This is a genomic window from Halalkalicoccus tibetensis, assembly GCF_037996645.1.
In the GTDB taxonomy this organism is placed as follows: Archaea; Halobacteriota; Halobacteria; order Halobacteriales; family Halalkalicoccaceae; genus Halalkalicoccus; species Halalkalicoccus tibetensis.
The window spans coordinates 457,870-474,164 of record NZ_JBBMXV010000003.1; the positions used below are offsets into that span (position 1 = coordinate 457,870).

Below are 16,295 nucleotides of genomic sequence, written 5' to 3' on the forward strand. Positions count from 1 at the left end.
ACACGACGCATCCGCACCGTACGACGATCAGGTCTCGCCCGTCAACCACCGTATCGCCCGCTAACCAGGCATCGCGCGGAAATCACGCATCGCCCGCTAACCAGGTATCGCACGGAGACCACGCATCGCCCGCTAACTAGGTATCGCGCGGAAACCACGTATCGCTCGTCCACCCGGCATCGTCCGCCGACCAGTGCAAGAGGCGGTCCGACGTCCGGCCCCCATCGGCCCGTCGGTCCCGCCGACCCCGTGTTACTTCCTGGTGTCGCCCGTTCCGTACCCCATTGAAACGCCCGTAGGCGCGTCGTCATCCCCCGAGAGCGACTGCATCGCGTTTCGATCCATTCGGACTCGGCCCCGGTACGGGCGAAGCGAAACGTGCCCGGATGGGGGCGTCGGCTATCGCCGGCCGTCGCGGCCCTCGGTTCGGTAGGCCATGTCGGTCCCGTAGCTGAACCCCTCCGACGAGGGCGCCCCGGTCTCGGCGCTGGTCTCCGCCATCGAGTCCGAGGGCGATTCGACGCCGGCGAGGCTCGCGATCACGTAGCCCAGCGCGAGCGCGCCCAGCACCGAACCGGGCCCGAACTGGAAGAGCGTGTAGCCCTCGAACAGCTGGTGGACCGCGAAGCCGGTGGCGAGTGCCACCATCCCGCTGTCGACGCGTTCGAACTGGACGAGGCTTTGGACGAGCGGTCCGAGGACGAGCACTGCGTACGCGAGCCCGCCGAGGATCCCGGCGCGGATGAACACCGAGAGGTAGGAGTTGTGCGACGTGAACGCCCCGATGTCCTCCGTGATATACGGCTCGATCGCCTCGCGCGTGCTGATGATCCCGTCGCCGAGCAGCGAGCCCTCGGCGCGGACGGCCTCGACGCTCGCCCGCCAGAGTTCGAACCGGTTCGCCGGGTCGATCGGGAGTATCGACAGGTAGACCAGCGTGAGGCCGATCGGAACGCCGAGCGCGACCCCGGCCAGCGCGACCGGCAGCAGGCGTCTGTCGGCCGCCGCGAGCGTGTAGACGGCGATCGCGACCGCCGCCCCGAGCATGCTCGCGCGGCTGTTCGAGAAGTAGAGCGCGAGCGCGAGCACCAGGAAGGCGAGGACCGGAACCGCCGCGAACACGTGGCGCGAGCGGATCGTCCGGTGGGAGAGGACGTAGGCGGCCACCGTTCCGGGGAACAGGAGGACCCCGAAGGTGTTGGGGTTCCCGAAGATCGAGCGGATGACCGGGAACTCCCGGTCGGAGAGGGGCAGCGACGTGCTGGCGGTCCAGGTCCGAACCTCGAACAGCCAGAAGCTGTACTCGCCGATCCACAGCGCGGCCAGCCCCAGAAGGGCCGTGGCGCTCGCCAGTAGCGTGGTCGACCAGTAGACGGCATCCACGGAGACGTATCGCGGGATGGCGAACAGGTTCAGCGCGAGGACGATCCCCGCGAGCACGGGGAACAGCCCCGTTCCGGAGCCGGCTCCGAACTCGCGGGAGTGATGGAGGAAGACGAGGAAGACGACGGCGAAGGCGGCGAGATAGGGCGCCATCGTGGGGAGGACACGGGGGAGGTCGTCGCGTGCGAGGACGAACGCGAGGAGGATGACGAAGACCGCGACGACCTCGAGCGTTCGGAAGCCGAGCCCGCCGACCACGAGGACGATCAGGATGGTGCCGAGGGCGAAGGTCAGCCCGACCTGCAGCGAGAGCATCGGCGATATCCCCGTGTTCCTGCGGTAGTCGTACTGGTTGAACGCGATGGCGATGAGAAAGAGGAAGGCGAGGGTGAGATGGACGGACGTAAACGGGTCGGTGGCGACGGTGAGGATGACGAGGAGAAGGGCGAATCCGAAGAGGAGATCGATGAGCTTGTCCATGGCTGAGATGCGGGTACGTTCAGTTAGTCCTCCCTTGGGTATGAGGGATCAAATAACTATATATGAGGACAGTTTCCCTCAGCGGGGACCATTGCCGGAGCGGTAGGGGTCACAGACCCGCTCGATCCCCTCCTCGAGGTCGACCCGCGGCCGCCAGCCGGTCGCTTCCGTGATCCGCGAGTGGTCGGCGCAGGTGTCGTGGACGTACGCCGATTCCGGGATCGGGTTGGGGACGTGTTCGGGCTCGATCTCCGTCCCGAGTTCCTCGTTGAGCAGCGCCACGACCGTCTCGAAGTCGTGGGACTCGCCGGTCCCGACGTTGTAGACTCCCGAGAGCTCGTGCTCGGCGGCGAGCTCGAACCCGCGAACGGCGTCCTCGACGTGGAGGAAGTCCCGGGTCTGCGTGCCGTCGCCGTAGATTTTGGGCGCGTCGCCGTTCGCGAGGTCGTCGGCGAACTGGGCGATCACGTTCGCGTAGCCGCCCTTGTGGGCCTCGGCCCCGCCGTAGCCCTGGTAGATCGAGAACAGCCGCAGGCCCGCGAGCGCCGTCCCGTTTCCGGCGTCGAAACACTCGGCGTAGCGCTCGCGGGCGAGCTTCGAGGCCTCGTAGGCCGTCCGCGCCTCGACGGACGCGTCCTCGGGAGTCGGGCTGGTCCGGTCGCCGTAGATCGAGGAGGTCGAGGCATAGACGACTGCCCCACAGCCGTCCGCGCGGGCCTGCTCGACGACGTTGACGAATCCCTCGACGTTGACGCGAGCCCCCTGTTGGGGGTCGTCCTCGTGCATCCCGTACGAGGAGAGGGCCGCGAGGTGGAACACCGCGTCGACGTCGGTGGGGAGCCCGTCCTCGAGGACGCTCCGGTCCCTGAACTCGACGCCGGGTTCGAGGTTCGCCGGCGTTCCTAGGGAGCCGTCGTCGATGGCGATGACCTCGTTGCGCTCGGCGAGACGGTTCGCCAGGTTCGCCCCGATGAACCCCGCACCCCCTGTCACCAGCACCCGCTGCTCCTCCATACGTCCGTTTCGGCGCGCTACCCTGTAAGTCCGACCCGTCACCCGTGAGGTAGTCGCCGTCAGTCGTCCTGTTCCATCGCGCCGACCGGCGAGCCCGGGGCCGGTGGCTCCGTAGCACGCTCCCGTTCGTCGGGTCGGCGGGCGTCGGCGGGCGTTCCGACGGCGCGGACGTCGTCGGCGAGGCTCGTGATCACGTATCCGAGAGCCAGCGCGCCGATGATCGAGCCGTGGCCCAGCTGGAAGAGCGTGTAGCCCTCGAACAGCTGGTGGACCGCGAAGCCGATGGCGAGCGCGAGCATACCGACGCTCACGGTATCGATCCGCCTCGCGGCGTGGGCCAGCGGGCCGAGTACCAACAAGCCGTATGCGACCCCGCCGACGACCCCCGTCCTGATCGCGATCGAGAGATAGGAGTTGTGGACGGTCTCCCCGCGCGTCGAGTACGGCTCGAGCGCCTCCCGGGTACCGACGATCCCCTGGCCGAGCAGCCCCGAGTCGTGGCGTACCGCCTGGAGGCCCGCCTCCCAGAGGGCAAAGCGGTTCGCGGGGTCGATCGGGAGCACCGAGAGGTACATCGCCAGCAGGAGCCCGGGGATCGCGACGGCGGTCGCCACGATCGCACCCGGGAGGACCTGCCGTCCTTTGAGGACGAACGACCCGTAGATCGCCAGCGCAACGCCGGCCGCGAACACGCTCGCGCGGCTGTTCGAGAGGACCAGCCCGAGCGCGGACGTCCCGAAGGCGATCGTGGCGAGCCCTGCCCGCCCGAGCGCCCCCGATCCCAGCGAACGGTGGACGAGCAGCGCACTGGCGACGACGCCGGGGAACGCCAGCAGCCCGAAGGTGTTCGGGTTCGCGAACACCGACCGGACCACCGGCAGCTCGCGGCCCAGGTACGTGACCTCACCCCAGGTCCGCGCCTCGAAACGCCAGACCGAGAACTCGCCCGAGACGACCGTCGCGAGCGCGAGCGCCGAGGCGATCCCCGAGAGCAGGGCGACGGACCAGTAGACGGCGTCCTCCGAGAGGTATCGCGGGAGGACGAAGCAGTTGAACGCGAGGACGATCCCCGCGAGCACGGGGAACAGCCCCATTCCGGAGCCCGCGCCGAAGCTGCCGCCGTGATAGAGGAAGAGCCCGAACAGGACGAGGAAGGCCCCGATATACGGGACCGTGGTCGGCAGCGTCCGGCCGATCTCGCCGTCCGCGAGGACGAACAGGGCGACCAGCAGGAGCACCGCGGTGAGTTCGAGGCCCCGAAGGCCGAACCCGCCGACCACGAGGGTGATCAGCACGACCCCGATCGCGAACACGAGCGCGATCTGCAGCGAGAACAGCGGCGATATCCCCCCACCCCTCGCCCTGTCGTGGCCGTCGAGCGCGAGAACGGCGAAGAAGAGGTAGGCGAGGACGAGATGGATCGCCCCGAAGTAGCCGGTCGCGACCGCTACCACCGCTATCACGAGGAGGGCTGCGAAGGCCGGGGCGAGCAGCCGATGCATTGCCCGGCCTTCTCTCCATTCGCCATTAGTTATCTAGTTACAAATATATCGACGGTCCGGAAGGGAGTACGCGGAACGGCGCAGTTAGCACGGCTCTATTACCGGTGGTCCGCTTCCAGCGGGCTTCACCGCCGGTGGACGGTCATGGGGATCTCGTGTTTCGGGCGGGCGGTCACCGTCGCCATCAGGTCGAGCTCCGGGCCCTGCGTGAGCTCGAGGTGGTATCGCTGGTAGATGGTCGCGAGCAGGAGCCGCGCCTCGAGGGTGGCGAAGCGATCGCCGATACACCGCCGCGGCCCGGCGGCGAAGGGGAAGTACGCGAGCTTCGGCAGCGACTGCTTCATCCCGTCGGTCCAACGTTCGGGTCGGAACGCGAGCGGGTCGTCGTACCAGCGCGGATCGCGGTGGACGACCCACTGGTGCATGCGGATCGTCGCCCCCGGCGGGATCTCGTAGCCGCCGATGATGTCGGGTTTGACCGGCTCTCGGACGATCCCCGGGACCGGCGGGTACAGCCGCATCGATTCCTCGACGATCTGCTCGGTGTAGGAGAGCTCCGGGAGGTCGGCCATCGTCGGCGTCTCCCCGCCGAGGATCTCCTCGAGCTCCGCGACGAGCCGCTCCTCGACCGCCGGATGGCGCGCGAGCGCGTGGGCGGTGAAGGTCAGCGCCAGCGCGGTTGTCTCGTGGCCGGCCAGGAGCAGCGTCACCGCCTCGTCGCGTACCTGTTCGGTCGAGAGGCGGTTGCCCTCGTCGTCGGTGGCCTCGAGCAGCATCGAGATGACGTCGTCCTCCCCGGGGTTCTCGCGGCGCCGTTCGATCAGCTCGTAGACGACGCTGTCGAGGCGCTCGCGGGCCCGCTCGATCCGTCTCCGCGAGGGGGTAGGGATCGACTGGGGCAGGAGGTAGTTCGACAGGTTCTCCGAGGCCGTCATGAACTCCTCGAGGGCCGTCCCGATCTCCTCGACGTGCTCGTCGATGTCGACGCCGAACAGCGCCCGGGCGACGATCCGTAACGTCACCGTCATCATGTCGCCGTGGATCGGCCGCACCTCGCCGTCCTCCCAGGTCGCGAGCAGCTCCTCGGTGGCGTCGGTCATCAGCCGTGCGTACTCCTGGATGCGCTCGGGATGGAACGCCGGCTGGATGAGGTGGCGGTTGCGACGCCAGACGGCGCCCTCGCTGTTCAGGATGCCGTTGCCCGTGATCGGCCGAAGGGTCCGCTGGAAGCTCTCGCCCTTGACGTAGTTCTCGTTGTTCCCGACGAGGACGTGTTCGATGTGGTCGGGGTGGTTCAGCTGGTAGACCGGGCCGTCGATCTCCTCCCAGGCGGCGATGTCGCCGTACTCCCGCGCGGTGGTCGTCATGAACTCGAAGGGGTCACGGAGGAACGCCAGATAGTTGCCCACGACCGGAAGCCCGTCGGGCCCGGGTGGCATCTCCTCGGTCAACGGTGGCGTCTCGCTGCTCATCACCCCTCTCTTCGATGTCGATCCAGTTACGCCGTTCGCTTCCTCGACTCCTCGTCCGTTCGCTTAGTGTGTCTATAACTAACATACAATGGCGCGTCGGTCGAACTACCCCGTCGTGATGCCCGTCACGAGGGGTCGATCGGTTGGTACAGTCCCATGGTCCCGGCCGGTCCGGTCGGCTCCCGCCCCCGGATCGGCCTTCGCTCCGTCGGTAGTACAGTTCAGTTACCATCAGTGGTTGTCGGCGGCATGGTGTGCCGTCATTCCTTTCCCGGTCGACCGAGTCACGGCCGGACATGTGGCACGGCGAGGGTTACTGGCTCGTTCGATTCCTCTTCCAGCGAGCGCTCGCGCTGATCTACCTGCTCGCCTTCCTCGTCGCGGCCACCCAGTTCCGCCCGCTCGCCGGCGAGGACGGCCTGCTGCCGATCGACCGATACGTCGAACACGCCACCTTCCGCGAGCGCCCGAGCCTCTTCTATCTCGTTCCGAGCGACCGCGCGATCGGCCTCGCGGCCTGGAGCGGGGTCGCCCTCTCCCTGCTGGCGCTGGTCGGCGCGCCCTACTGGCTCCCCGACCCCTACGCGACTCCCGCCTCGATGGCGCTGTGGGCGAGCATGTGGCTGCTCTATCTCTCCTTCGTCAACGCCGGTCAGGTCTTCTACGGCTACGGCTGGGAGTCGATGCTGCTCGAGACGGGATTTCTCGCGGTCTTCCTCGGTGCCGGCGGCGTTTCCCCGCCGTTCGTCGTCCTCCTATTGCTGCAGTGGGTGCTCTTTCGCAACATGTTCGGCGCGGGGCTGATCAAGCTGCGCGGCGACGAGTGCTGGCGTGACCTGAGCTGTATGGAGTATCACTACGAGACCCAGCCCATCCCCAACCCAGTGAGCTGGTTCGCCCACCACCGCTCGAAGGCCTTTCACCGCCTCGAGACCCTCGGCAACCACGTCGTCGAGCTCGCGGTCCCGTTCCTCTACTTCGCGCCCCAACCTGCCGCGGCGCTCGCGGGTGCCGCGACGATCGGCTTCCAGGGCTGGCTGATGGTCACCGGCAACTTCGCGTGGCTGAACGCGCTGACGATCGTGCTCGCGATCGCCACCTTCAGCGACGGCGTTCTGACCGCGTTCCTCCCGATCACGGCCCCGGCGGCCGCCCCGACGCCGCTGTACCTCGAGGTCCTCGCGATCGCCGTTGCCCTCCTCGTCGTCGGGCTGAGCGTCTACCCGGTCAAGAACATGCTCTCGGAACGCCAGGCGATGAACTCGGCGTTCGACCCGCTCCACCTCGTCAACACCTACGGCGCGTTCGGCTCGATCACTCGGGACCGCTACGAGCTCGTCATCGAGGGCACCACGGAGGAGGAACTCACCGACGACACCGAGTGGCGAGCCTACGAGTTCAAGGGCAAGCCGACGGATCCCGAACAACGGCCGCGCCAGGTCGCGCCGTATCACCTCCGGCTCGACTGGCAGCTGTGGTTCGCGGCGATGTCGCCGTCGCCCTATCGCAGCCCGTGGTTCCCGCGACTGTTAGCAAAGCTGCTCGAGGGCGACGATGGGGTCCTGGGACTGCTCGCGGAGAACCCCTTCGACGAGCCGCCGGAACACGTCCGCGCGACCCGCTATCGCTACCGGTACACGACCCCCGAGGAGCGCGCCGAGACGGGCCGGTGGTGGGAGCGAGAACGGGTCGGCAGCTACGTGCAGCCGATGTCGCTCGATGAGTTCGAGGATCGGGGTCCCCAGCGCCGTCGGCTGCGGTGATCCGACCCGGCCCGCGTCCGATCCTCAGCGCTCCTCGTCCGGCTCCCGTCGAACGGGCGGCGTCTTCGAGAGCAGCCGGCCCCAGAGGCTCCGGTTGTCCGCGACGCGCCGGTAGGAGCGCTCGCGCAGGCGCTCGTAGTCCTCGAAGTTCCGGAGGAACTCCGCGAGCGGACGGGCGCCCTCGCCGATCCCGGTGCGGACGAACGCCTCCTCGATCGACGCGCCACACGAATAGACGCCGTCCTCGGTGACGAAATGCGAGCAGTTCTCGTACTCCTCGGGGAGGCGCTCGCGGAGCTCGGGAGTCAGCTCCGCGAACCCGACCACCCTGACGTCGGACCGGTCGGCGAAGAAATCGGCCCACCACGTACAGAAGCCACAGTCGTCGTCGTAGACGAGCGTCGCGTCGGTCATGGGTCGACGTACGGGTTCGACCCCACTAACGCTTTCCTCGACGGGCCGAGCCAAGCCGCTTTCCGTCGCCATCCGCAAGGGGGCCGTATGGAACGGTTCGTCGGGCTGATCGTCGCCGGCGGCCTCGCCCTCGTCGGCGGCCTCTGGGCCGTCGCGTTCGCCGCCGCCTGGACGGGCGTCTGGCTCGCGGGGGTCGTACTCGCCGGGCTCGGTATCGTCGGCCTCTCGGCCGGCATCGCGAGCGAGGTCGAGTTCTGAGGGTGGAGACGTCGGTCGTCCTTCGCTATCGGGCGTCACTCGTCGTCGAACCTGCCCGGTCGGGGTCCGTGTTCCCGGTGTCCCGACCCAGGCTGACGATGAGGTAGCCGGCCGCGAGCGCCCCGAGGACCGCCCCGAAGTCGTACTGGTAGATCGTATACCCCTCGAAGAACTGGTGGATGACGAACGCACCCGCGAGCGCCAGCGCGCCGGGGCTGACCGTCCGCCGGCGGATCGCCCCGTGGATCGTCGGGGCGACGACGACCAGCAGGTAGCCGACGATCCCGACGAGCCCGGTCCGCAACAGCACCGAGAGATAGGAGTTGTGGACGGTCGAGCCGGGATTCTCCAGATACGGCGCGATCAGATCGCCCGTCCCGACGAGCCCCTCGCCGAGGGCCGTCGGCGACGCGAGGTACGCCTCGAGGCCGGCGCTCCACAGTGCGCCCCGCTGGCCGTCGGTGCCCGGGAGCAGGACGAACACCGCTGTCAGCGCCGCCAGCGCGCCGCCGTACCCGAGCGCGACGCCGGCCGGAACGGCCCGTCGTCCGGCGAGGGCGTAGACGCCGTAGATCGCGATCCCCGTCGCCGCCGCGAGCATGCTCCCCCGGCTGTTGGTCAAATAAAGCGCTACCCCCAGAAGCACAACCAGAGGGACGAACACGACTCCCCAGTCGGACCGGCGCTCGACGGCCACCCGGTGGAACTCGACGACGGCCGCGACCAGCCCGGGGAACACCGCGAGCCCGAGCGTGTTGGGGTTCCCGAACACCGACTGGATGATCGGCACCTCCCGATCGACGAACGGCAGCGACCGTTCGCCCCAGAGCGCGACCTCGAACCCGCCGACCGTGTACTCGCCGAGGAACGCGGCGCTCAGGCCGACGACCGCGAAGACCGTGGCGATGGCGACGAGCGACCGGTGGAAGACCGGCTCGGCGGCGTAGCGCGGGATCACGAACAGACAGAGGCCGAGGGTAACGGCGGCGAAGACGGGAAAGAGCGCGAGCCCCGACGTCGGCGCGACGTCGAGGACGTGTTGGAGGAACACGCCGGCGAGGAGGACGTAGCCGAGGAGGTAGGGAACGATCGACCGCAGGGCTCCCCGTTCGCCGGCGTGGGCGAGCGCGAGCCCGATCATCGCCAGGTAGACCACGGCCAGTCCTTCGAACCCGAGCCCCTCGACCCGGGCGTGCCAGACGACTGCGGCACCGGCGAGGACCGCCAGCGCGATCTGGAGCCCGGCGACCGCCACGGCGCGCCGGTCGTCGGCGCGTACGCCGTTCGTGATCGACGCGACGACCGCGATCAGGAGGCCGAACGACACCAGATGGAGCGCGACCAACAGCCCCGAGTCGACCCCTACCCCCACTTCCCGCAGTACGACCACGAGCAAGAAGACGACGAACAGCCCCCCTATCGATCGGTCCATTGGTTACTTGCTTGAGACGTGTTGTCCGACACTACTGACGGTTTCGATGGGCGATCCGTGACTCGTCGGACCACCGCCGGCCGCGGCCCGCCGGGAGCGGACGGTTCATCGAGCGGATGTAGGATTCGGGGTGGCCGCCTCCGGGTCGAACCGATCGCAGACGGCTTCACAGCGACGGGCGGTCGCCGGCTGGAGGAACCGCTCGCGGACGGCCGCTCGCTCGTCTGCGAACTCGTCGTCGTCGAGCACGCCGTCGAGCACGTCCAGCAGCCCCTCGAAGTCGGTCGCGACCGGGCCGGGGGTGACCTCGTCGTACTCGAGGTAGAACCCCCTCGTCGAGCGGTACGCCTCGAGGTCGAACGGGTAGAAGGCGACCGGCCTATCGAGCAGGAGGTAATCGAAGTACAGCGACGAGTAATCGGTGAGCAACACGTCGGCGTGTTCGAGCAGCGGGTAGACGTCGAGCCCCCCTGGGACCTCGACGATCCGGGAAAACCCTCCGCCGAGATCGATCGGCTCGGCCGGATGGGGCTTCAACAGGAGGTGGGCCTCGTGCTCGGCCAGCCACTCGTCGAGCTCGGCCAATCGGAGGTGGTCGGCCGCCCGGCGGCCGGTCTCGGGGTGTTTCGTCGGGGCGTAGAGGATCGTCGTCTCCTCCTCGCGGAGCTCGCGGAACTCCCCGTACTCGTCGTCCGAATCCGCCTCCGATCCGACCTCGGCCGGCAGCGCCCCGGTCAGGGCGTCGTTTCGCGGGTAGCCGAGCGAGAGGATCCGCTCGGGGGGCATGTGAAAGGCCGAGGAAAAGGGCTCGACCATCGCCTCGCTCGGGACGATCAGCCAGTCGTACCGGTCGAACAGTTTCTCCTTGAGCAACCCCTTGAGCTTCTCGTCGAGGCGCCGTCGCTTGTAGCCGTCCCAGCCGATCCGCTTGAGGGCGACCCCGTGCCAGAGGACGACCGTCCTCGCGCCCCCCGAACACCAGCGGTTCACGTCGGGCATCCCGTGGCTCACGAACGCCGTGCCCGCCCGGAGGCTGATCCATCTGCCGCGAAACGACTCCGTACGGTGTGCCTCGTAGCCCGCCTCCCCCAGCTCCGCGACGACCACCTCGGAGCGTGAGAGCCACACCGCCCGGACGTGCTCGCGTTCGGCGGCCGTGTACTGGAAGAGGTACTTCGAGTTGTCCGAGAACGCCTCGCCGCCGTTCGAGCCGAAGACCCAGAGGGACTCATCGCGCGGCGTCAGAAACGAGAGGGCGAACAGACAGAGCCGGGCGAGCGCCCCGAGGGCGGCCCGGACGAGGGACTGCACCCGCTTCTGCCCGGCGCTCAGTCCCATTCCTCGCGGGCGCCCTCCAGGTCGTCGGGGGTGTCGATCTCGGCCCAGGGCTCGTCGACCCGGACGTAGCCGATCTCCCGCTCCTCGAACAGCTCGTCGAACGCCGCCTCGTACCACTCGCCGACCTCGTCGCGCTCGATGAACTCCTCGATGTGCTCGAACAGCCGCTCGGCGTCGTCGGCCGTGAACTTCGAGACGCCGATGTACTCGCCGTCGCCGTCGTCGAGGTAGACGCCGGTGTCGCCCCCGTCGAGGGCCTTGCCGATCGTCTCGATGTGCTCGGAGCCGAAGGCCACCTGCATCTCCTCGTCGTCGAGCCTTTCGTCGGTCTCGACGAGCAGCCGGCTCCCGTCTGCGTCCTGCAGCTCGCCGAGGCTCGTGGCCGAGAAGAGGGTATCCGAGTTGACGAGCGTGAAGCCGTCGGTGGCGTACTCGCGTGCCAGCCACAGCGAGTAGATGTTGTTCGTCGTGTCGTAGTCCTCGTTGTGGACGTACTCGATCTCCAGGCCCTCCCGGGACGCACAGTGGTCCTCGATCTGTTCGTGCTCGAACCCGGTAACGACGGCGACCTGCTCGTAGCCGTTGGCTTCGAGGGCGTCGAGGATGTGATCGAGAACGGGCTGGCTGCCGACCTCCAGCAGCGTCTTCGGCGTGTCGTCGGTGAGCGGCTCCAGTCGCTTCCCCTGACCGGCGGCGAGGACGATCGCTCGTCGTTCTGCGTTCATTGTCTGTATCTATCGAGCGCTACGGATACATATATCGCAGTATCTCGCTGGCCGTTGCGACTGGCTGACAGCCGCCGTGCCAGGGCCCGACACTCCCCTTCGGACCGGGCTGCACGCGCTACGAGAGTCGATCGACCAGCGCGCGCTTCCGACGCCGCAGGGTGGGGTAGACCCGCTTGCCGCCCAGCGCCCCGAGCAGGTACGGGTAGACCTTCGGCCTGAGCGGGTAGCGCGCCACCGATCGGAGGAGGTAGCGCCGGGCGTCGGCGTACTCGCCGTTCGCGAGCGCGGCGTAGCCGAGCTGCTGGTCGAGCGCGGCCAGCGCCTTTCGCCTCACGAGCCGTCCCTTCGGGGCCGCGATCCGCTCGATCGTCCCCCGGAGGTGTGGATAGGCCGTCTCGCGCTTCTCGACGAACGACCGGCTGATCTGGCCCGTCGACGCGTTGTGGCGGATCACGAGCGGCTCCGGAATCGCGACGAACTCGTGGTCCTCGGAGAGCCGGAGGTAGTACTCCCAGTCCTGCCAGCAGGGGAGACGTTCGTCCGGGAACCCGATCCGCCGGATGGCGTCGGCGCTCACCATCACACAGGAGAACGTCCCGACGAAGTTGCCGTACAGCAGCCGTTCGGAGACGTCCCCTTCGACCCGACGGGTCCGCAGGCTGAGGGTCCGCCTCTCGCTATCGACGTTCCGAACCCCGGTGTAGGCGACCGCGGCGGCCGAGGAACGCAGGGCTTGAACCTGCCGTTCGACCTTCTCCGGTGCCCACTCGTCGTCGTCGTCGAGAAAGGCGACGTACTCGCCGGTCGCGGCCTCGATCCCGGTGACGCGCGCGGCGTTCCCGCCGCGGTTTTCCTCGTGGCGGATGCACTCGAAGCGTTCGACGCCGTCGCGGCGTCCGAGGCGGTCGGCGGCCGGCGTCTGGGAGCAGTCGTCCACGACGATCAGCTCGATCGGCTCGTACGTCTGACGGCGAACGCTGTCGACCGCGCGGACCACCTCCGTGCGGTCGTACGTCGGGATTACGACGCTCACAAGCGGGTTCGAGCCGCTCATCGCCCTCCTCCGTTCGTGCTCGAAGCGACCTCGCTATCGGTTCCCCGTCGTTCCATCGTCTCACCATTCCCGTACCGGCGGCTTGACTGTTCGGCCCGCTACCGTCGCCGGTCGATTCGCTCGGCGATCGCCCCGGCGGTCCGCGCGAGCTTGCTCAGGTAGTCGACGCCGTAGAGCGCCATGGCCCGTCGAGGGGTCGGATCCGTCGCCTCGGCGAGCCGGCGGTAGAATTGGCCCGGCCGGGGCGGGAGGAGCCGTCGGATCGTGAACGGCGAGTCGTCATCGGAGAGTTCGGGATGGAATCTCCGGTGCTGGGCCGCCCCGCGGCCGATCCGGACCTGCTTTTTCAGCCAGGCGCGCAGGTCCGCCCGCGTCGGGTGGTACGCCGTGATTCCTGGCTCGAAGCGCTGGTCGAAGCCCGCCTCGCGGACGCGTTTCCCGAACTCGCCGTCGCCCTGCGAGACGTACCGCTCGTCGAACGGCCCGACCGCCTCGAGGAGCTCCCGCGTGACGACGAGCGACGCGGTGACGGTGAATCCCTTCTCACGCATGTAGCGCTCGACCGGGAATCCCCCGAGGAGACGGTCGTAAACCGCCCCGAGCGTCTCCCGTCCCTTGATATACGACTCGATCGGATAGCCCATGTAGTCCCAGCCGTGTTCGTCGTAGGAGGCGACGATCGACTCGGCCCAGTCGTCCTCGACGGTCATGTCCGCGTCGACGAAGGAGACGAGCTCGCCGCGGGCCTGCCGGATCCCCTCGTTGCGGGCGGCATAGGACCCCTGGACGTCGTCCTCGACGAGCAGGTGGACGTTCCCGTAGAAGGAGGCGAAGGCCCGGATCACCTCGCGGGTCCCGTCCGTCGAACCGTTGTCGACGGCAAGGACCTCGTACTCCCCTGTGGGATACGTCTGCTCGGCGACCGATTCGAGGGTCTCCCTGATCCCCCGGGGGTCGTTGTACACCGGGATCACGACCGACAGCCTCGGCTCGGCCCCCGACTCTTCTGCGTGATTCACGTCTCCCCGGAACGGTGCCGATGTTCTAAAGCCGTCGATCGACCGTGTACGGACGCATGCGGGGACCTATCGCTCTTCCATACATTGATGGTCGCTCGTGCGAATCCTGGCATATGAGCAGCCTGTTGAACTCCATTAGGCGCGGCGACGCGGGCGACGAGCCCGAGTTCCCCTCGACCTCGATCGTCATCGAGTGGGAGAACGTCATCCACGCCAAGGAGAGCCGTTCGGAGGCGATGCTTCGGGGGCTGAACGCCCAACTGAACGAGCTCGAGGATCGCTTTCCCGAGACGCCCGAGATCATCTTCGTCTACAACCCCGACGACGTCGAGGAGAGCCAGATCAGACATTTCGCCTCGCTCGCGCTCGATGACCGATACGACCCGCAGTTCGTCGCCTCGCCGGGCTCGCACTTCTACGAGCTGAAGAACGTCGGCGCCCAGCGGGCCACCGGCGACGTGCTCGTCTACGTCGACAGCGACGTCATCCCCCAGGAGGGCTGGCTCGACGCGATCGTCTCGCCGTTCCTCGAGGAAGGCACCGACATGGTGCTCGGTCACCCGTTCGTCGAGACCGACACCCGGTACAAGTCGGCCGTCGCGATGTTCTGGTTCTTCCCGGCCGAACACGAGGAGTACGAGGGCTACATGGCCTGTAACGTCGCGTTCGACCGCGAGTCGTTCCTCGAGCACGAGTTCCCCGAGGAGGACTCCTACCGGGGCCAGTGCGTCGAGCTGAAGGACCGTCTGGAAGACTCCGAGAAGGGGCTGCAGAACGCACCGAACGCGAAGGTCTCCCATCCCGCGATGAACGGGTTCGACCACTTCCTCAACCGCGCGGTCTGTAGCGGCTACGACTCCGACTACTGGTACCGTTACGGCGAGGACCCGAGCCGGAAGGAGCGCGCGAAGGCGGCCGTCTCCAAGCTCGAACACCGTGCCCGCCAGGTGGGATACAACGTCCTCTCGCGGCGCGACTCGATCTCGGACGACCCGGCGACGATCGCCCTGGCGCTCCTGCTCGGGGCCTCCTACTACTCCCTCGAGTTCCTCGCCCGACTCGTCACCATCGTCAGGCCCGAGCTGATCGAGCGGAACTTCCAGATCTGATGGCGCCGGAGCGTCGAGCGGCGTCGCCCGAGTACCAGCGACCCCCTCGGGCGTCCGGGGCGTCCCGAAGCCGGTCCCGATGAGCTCGCCGACGGAGCTGCCCGGTCGGGTCGCGGAGATCTATCGGGAACACGGCCCGGAGGTGCTGGCCCGGAAGGCGCTCGGGTTCCCCAAGTCGGTCGTGTTGCATCGTGGCTTGGAGTTCGTCACCCGCGACGAGCTGAAGCGCCATGTCGCCGACCAGGGACTCCTCTGGCAGGAGATCACCGAATCGCCGTGTACGATCCCTGCCGGCGACGTTCCCGAAGAGCTCGGACAGTTCGCCGGGGAGTACCGACCCGACCCCCGCTTCCTCTGCGAGCTACCCGACTGTCGGCTGATCGGTCCCGGCGCGGTCGGCCTGCTCGACGGCCGGCGGATCCTCCTCGACACGGCGGGCTCGCACCGCGAGAACTTCTTCGCGGACTACGAGGAGTTCCTGGGCTCGAAGACGCCCGAACTGCTGCTCAGGCGATTCACCGATCCCGACCCCGTCCCGACGATGGATCGCTCGCCAGTCCTCCCGTTGGTTCCGTTCTACAATAACTACTACTACCCCTGGTTCGTCGAATACCTCCCCAAGCTCCGGGCCCTGGAGCGCTACGAGGCCGAGACGGGCCGCGAGCCGGCGATCCTGATCGAGCGGGACGCCCCCTCGTTCGTCGGCGAGTCCCTGGAGCTACTCGGCTACGGGGACCGGGTCGTCGAGTCGGACGGATCCGAACGACGGGTCGAGGAGCTGCTGGTCACGAACCACCGGCTGACCACGTCGTGGGCGGGGCCGAGATACGGCTTCGACCTCTCGATCGAGGACTCTCGATGGGTCCGTGAGTCGATCCGGTCGGCCGTCGGCGTGTCGTCTGCGGAGCCGACCGAGGGCAAGCGGCTGTACGTCTCCCGACAGGCGACCGATCGAGGGCGGCGCGTCGCGAACTACGACGAGCTGGAGCCGGTGCTCGACTCCTTCGGGTTCGAGCCGTACGTCTTCGAGGAGCTGCCCTTCCCCGAGCAGGTCCGGCTGGTCTCGGACGCCGAGGCGATCCTCGCTCCCCACGGCGCCGGCCTCGCGAACGCCCTCTTCGCCGACGACCCGACGGTCGTCGAGCTGTTCCCCGAGACCCACGTCCGGCCCTCCTACTACCTCCTCTCCCGGCTGCTCGGCTTCGAGTACGAACCCGTGGTCGTCGAGGCCAGCGAACACGACCCGCACGACGACCTGCTCGTCGATCCTGAGGGACTCTCGTCCCGGTTGGATGCGATCCTCGACTCCCCCGAGTAGACCTCCCTGCC

14 protein-coding genes are annotated in these 16,295 nt (G+C 68.0%); 4 read left to right on the forward strand and 10 right to left on the reverse strand.

What is annotated here, in order from left to right; genetic code table 11:
* Nucleotides 1–399 precede the first annotated feature (399 nt).
* The 4 genes from WOA58_RS10910 to WOA58_RS10925 form a co-directional block, all read right to left on the reverse strand.
* On the reverse strand, nt 400–1,863 hold the full coding sequence (locus tag WOA58_RS10910; protein WP_340604232.1) for an O-antigen ligase family protein: 1,464 nt from the start codon (nt 1,861–1,863) through the stop codon (nt 400–402).
* Nucleotides 1,864–1,941: 78 nt separating this feature from the next.
* Complete coding sequence (locus WOA58_RS10915; RefSeq protein ID WP_340604233.1) at nt 1,942–2,877, reverse strand: NAD-dependent epimerase/dehydratase family protein; 936 nt, start codon at nt 2,875–2,877, stop codon at nt 1,942–1,944.
* Between the two features lie 59 nt (nt 2,878–2,936).
* Nucleotides 2,937–4,379 carry an O-antigen ligase family protein gene (locus WOA58_RS10920; protein ID WP_340604234.1) on the reverse strand — a complete coding sequence of 481 codons (1,443 nt, stop codon included), beginning with the start codon at nt 4,377–4,379 and terminating at the stop codon, nt 2,937–2,939.
* A 125-nt stretch (nt 4,380–4,504) separates the two neighbouring features.
* Nucleotides 4,505–5,851 (reverse strand): cytochrome P450, encoded by a 1,347-nt coding sequence (locus WOA58_RS10925; RefSeq protein WP_340604235.1) that lies wholly within the window; start codon nt 5,849–5,851, stop codon nt 4,505–4,507.
* Nucleotides 5,852–6,147: 296 nt separating this feature from the next.
* Here WOA58_RS10925 and WOA58_RS10930 point away from each other — a divergent pair, with 296 nt between their 5' ends.
* Nucleotides 6,148–7,614, forward strand: a complete 1,467-nt coding sequence (locus tag WOA58_RS10930; protein ID WP_340604236.1) for a lipase maturation factor family protein — start codon at nt 6,148–6,150, stop codon at nt 7,612–7,614.
* Between the two features lie 24 nt (nt 7,615–7,638).
* Here the strand turns inward: WOA58_RS10930 and WOA58_RS10935 are convergent, their stop codons facing one another.
* Nucleotides 7,639–8,028 (reverse strand): DCC1-like thiol-disulfide oxidoreductase family protein, encoded by a 390-nt coding sequence (locus WOA58_RS10935; protein WP_340604237.1) that lies wholly within the window; start codon nt 8,026–8,028, stop codon nt 7,639–7,641.
* An 87-nt stretch (nt 8,029–8,115) separates the two neighbouring features.
* Here WOA58_RS10935 and WOA58_RS10940 point away from each other — a divergent pair, with 87 nt between their 5' ends.
* Complete coding sequence (locus WOA58_RS10940; protein WP_340604238.1) at nt 8,116–8,286, forward strand: hypothetical protein; 171 nt, start codon at nt 8,116–8,118, stop codon at nt 8,284–8,286.
* A 25-nt stretch (nt 8,287–8,311) separates the two neighbouring features.
* Here the strand turns inward: WOA58_RS10940 and WOA58_RS10945 are convergent, their stop codons facing one another.
* The 5 genes from WOA58_RS10945 to WOA58_RS10965 all read right to left on the reverse strand — a co-directional run bounded on the left by WOA58_RS10945 (nt 8,312) and on the right by WOA58_RS10965 (nt 13,857).
* The gene (locus WOA58_RS10945) at nt 8,312–9,718 is read right to left on the reverse strand and encodes an O-antigen ligase family protein (protein WP_340604239.1); all 1,407 of its coding nucleotides are present in this window, start codon (nt 9,716–9,718) and stop codon (nt 8,312–8,314) included.
* A 105-nt stretch (nt 9,719–9,823) separates the two neighbouring features.
* On the reverse strand, nt 9,824–11,056 hold the full coding sequence (locus WOA58_RS10950) for a CDP-glycerol glycerophosphotransferase family protein (protein ID WP_340604241.1): 1,233 nt from the start codon (nt 11,054–11,056) through the stop codon (nt 9,824–9,826).
* On the reverse strand, nt 11,047–11,781 hold the full coding sequence (locus tag WOA58_RS10955; RefSeq protein ID WP_340604242.1) for a phosphocholine cytidylyltransferase family protein: 735 nt from the start codon (nt 11,779–11,781) through the stop codon (nt 11,047–11,049). The genes WOA58_RS10950 and WOA58_RS10955 overlap by 10 nt, the downstream gene beginning before the upstream one ends.
* 118 nt (nt 11,782–11,899) lie before the next feature.
* Nucleotides 11,900–12,838, reverse strand: coding sequence for a glycosyltransferase family 2 protein (locus tag WOA58_RS10960; RefSeq protein ID WP_340604243.1), 939 nt, complete (start codon nt 12,836–12,838; stop codon nt 11,900–11,902).
* Between the two features lie 98 nt (nt 12,839–12,936).
* Nucleotides 12,937–13,857, reverse strand: a complete 921-nt coding sequence (locus tag WOA58_RS10965) for a glycosyltransferase family 2 protein (protein ID WP_340604244.1) — start codon at nt 13,855–13,857, stop codon at nt 12,937–12,939.
* 113 nt (nt 13,858–13,970) lie between these two features.
* On the opposite strand from WOA58_RS10965, the gene WOA58_RS10970 reads away from it, so the two are divergent.
* Nucleotides 13,971–14,966 carry a glycosyltransferase gene (locus WOA58_RS10970; RefSeq protein ID WP_340604245.1) on the forward strand — a complete coding sequence of 332 codons (996 nt, stop codon included), beginning with the start codon at nt 13,971–13,973 and terminating at the stop codon, nt 14,964–14,966.
* A 79-nt stretch (nt 14,967–15,045) separates the two neighbouring features.
* Nucleotides 15,046–16,284, forward strand: a complete 1,239-nt coding sequence (locus WOA58_RS10975) for a glycosyltransferase family 61 protein (RefSeq protein ID WP_340604246.1) — start codon at nt 15,046–15,048, stop codon at nt 16,282–16,284.
* The last annotated feature ends 11 nt before the right edge of the window (nt 16,285–16,295 follow it).

What these genes read in the sequence shown, in the direction of transcription:
- WOA58_RS10910 (WP_340604232.1), bottom strand. Translation starts at nt 1,863, where the DNA reads ATGGACAAGCTCATCGATCTCCTCTTCGGATTCGCCCTTCTCCTCGTC.
- WOA58_RS10915 (WP_340604233.1), bottom strand. Translation starts at nt 2,877, where the DNA reads ATGGAGGAGCAGCGGGTGCTGGTGACAGGGGGTGCGGGGTTCATCGGG.
- WOA58_RS10920 (WP_340604234.1), bottom strand. Translation starts at nt 4,379, where the DNA reads ATGCATCGGCTGCTCGCCCCGGCCTTCGCAGCCCTCCTCGTGATAGCG.
- WOA58_RS10925 (WP_340604235.1), bottom strand. Translation starts at nt 5,851, where the DNA reads ATGAGCAGCGAGACGCCACCGTTGACCGAGGAGATGCCACCCGGGCCC.
- WOA58_RS10930 (WP_340604236.1), top strand. Translation starts at nt 6,148, where the DNA reads ATGTGGCACGGCGAGGGTTACTGGCTCGTTCGATTCCTCTTCCAGCGA.
- WOA58_RS10935 (WP_340604237.1), bottom strand. Translation starts at nt 8,028, where the DNA reads ATGACCGACGCGACGCTCGTCTACGACGACGACTGTGGCTTCTGTACG.
- WOA58_RS10940 (WP_340604238.1), top strand. Translation starts at nt 8,116, where the DNA reads ATGGAACGGTTCGTCGGGCTGATCGTCGCCGGCGGCCTCGCCCTCGTC.
- WOA58_RS10945 (WP_340604239.1), bottom strand. Translation starts at nt 9,718, where the DNA reads ATGGACCGATCGATAGGGGGGCTGTTCGTCGTCTTCTTGCTCGTGGTC.
- WOA58_RS10950 (WP_340604241.1), bottom strand. Translation starts at nt 11,056, where the DNA reads ATGGGACTGAGCGCCGGGCAGAAGCGGGTGCAGTCCCTCGTCCGGGCC.
- WOA58_RS10955 (WP_340604242.1), bottom strand. Translation starts at nt 11,781, where the DNA reads ATGAACGCAGAACGACGAGCGATCGTCCTCGCCGCCGGTCAGGGGAAG.
- WOA58_RS10960 (WP_340604243.1), bottom strand. Translation starts at nt 12,838, where the DNA reads ATGAGCGGCTCGAACCCGCTTGTGAGCGTCGTAATCCCGACGTACGAC.
- WOA58_RS10970 (WP_340604245.1), top strand. Translation starts at nt 13,971, where the DNA reads ATGAGCAGCCTGTTGAACTCCATTAGGCGCGGCGACGCGGGCGACGAG.
- WOA58_RS10975 (WP_340604246.1), top strand. Translation starts at nt 15,046, where the DNA reads ATGAGCTCGCCGACGGAGCTGCCCGGTCGGGTCGCGGAGATCTATCGG.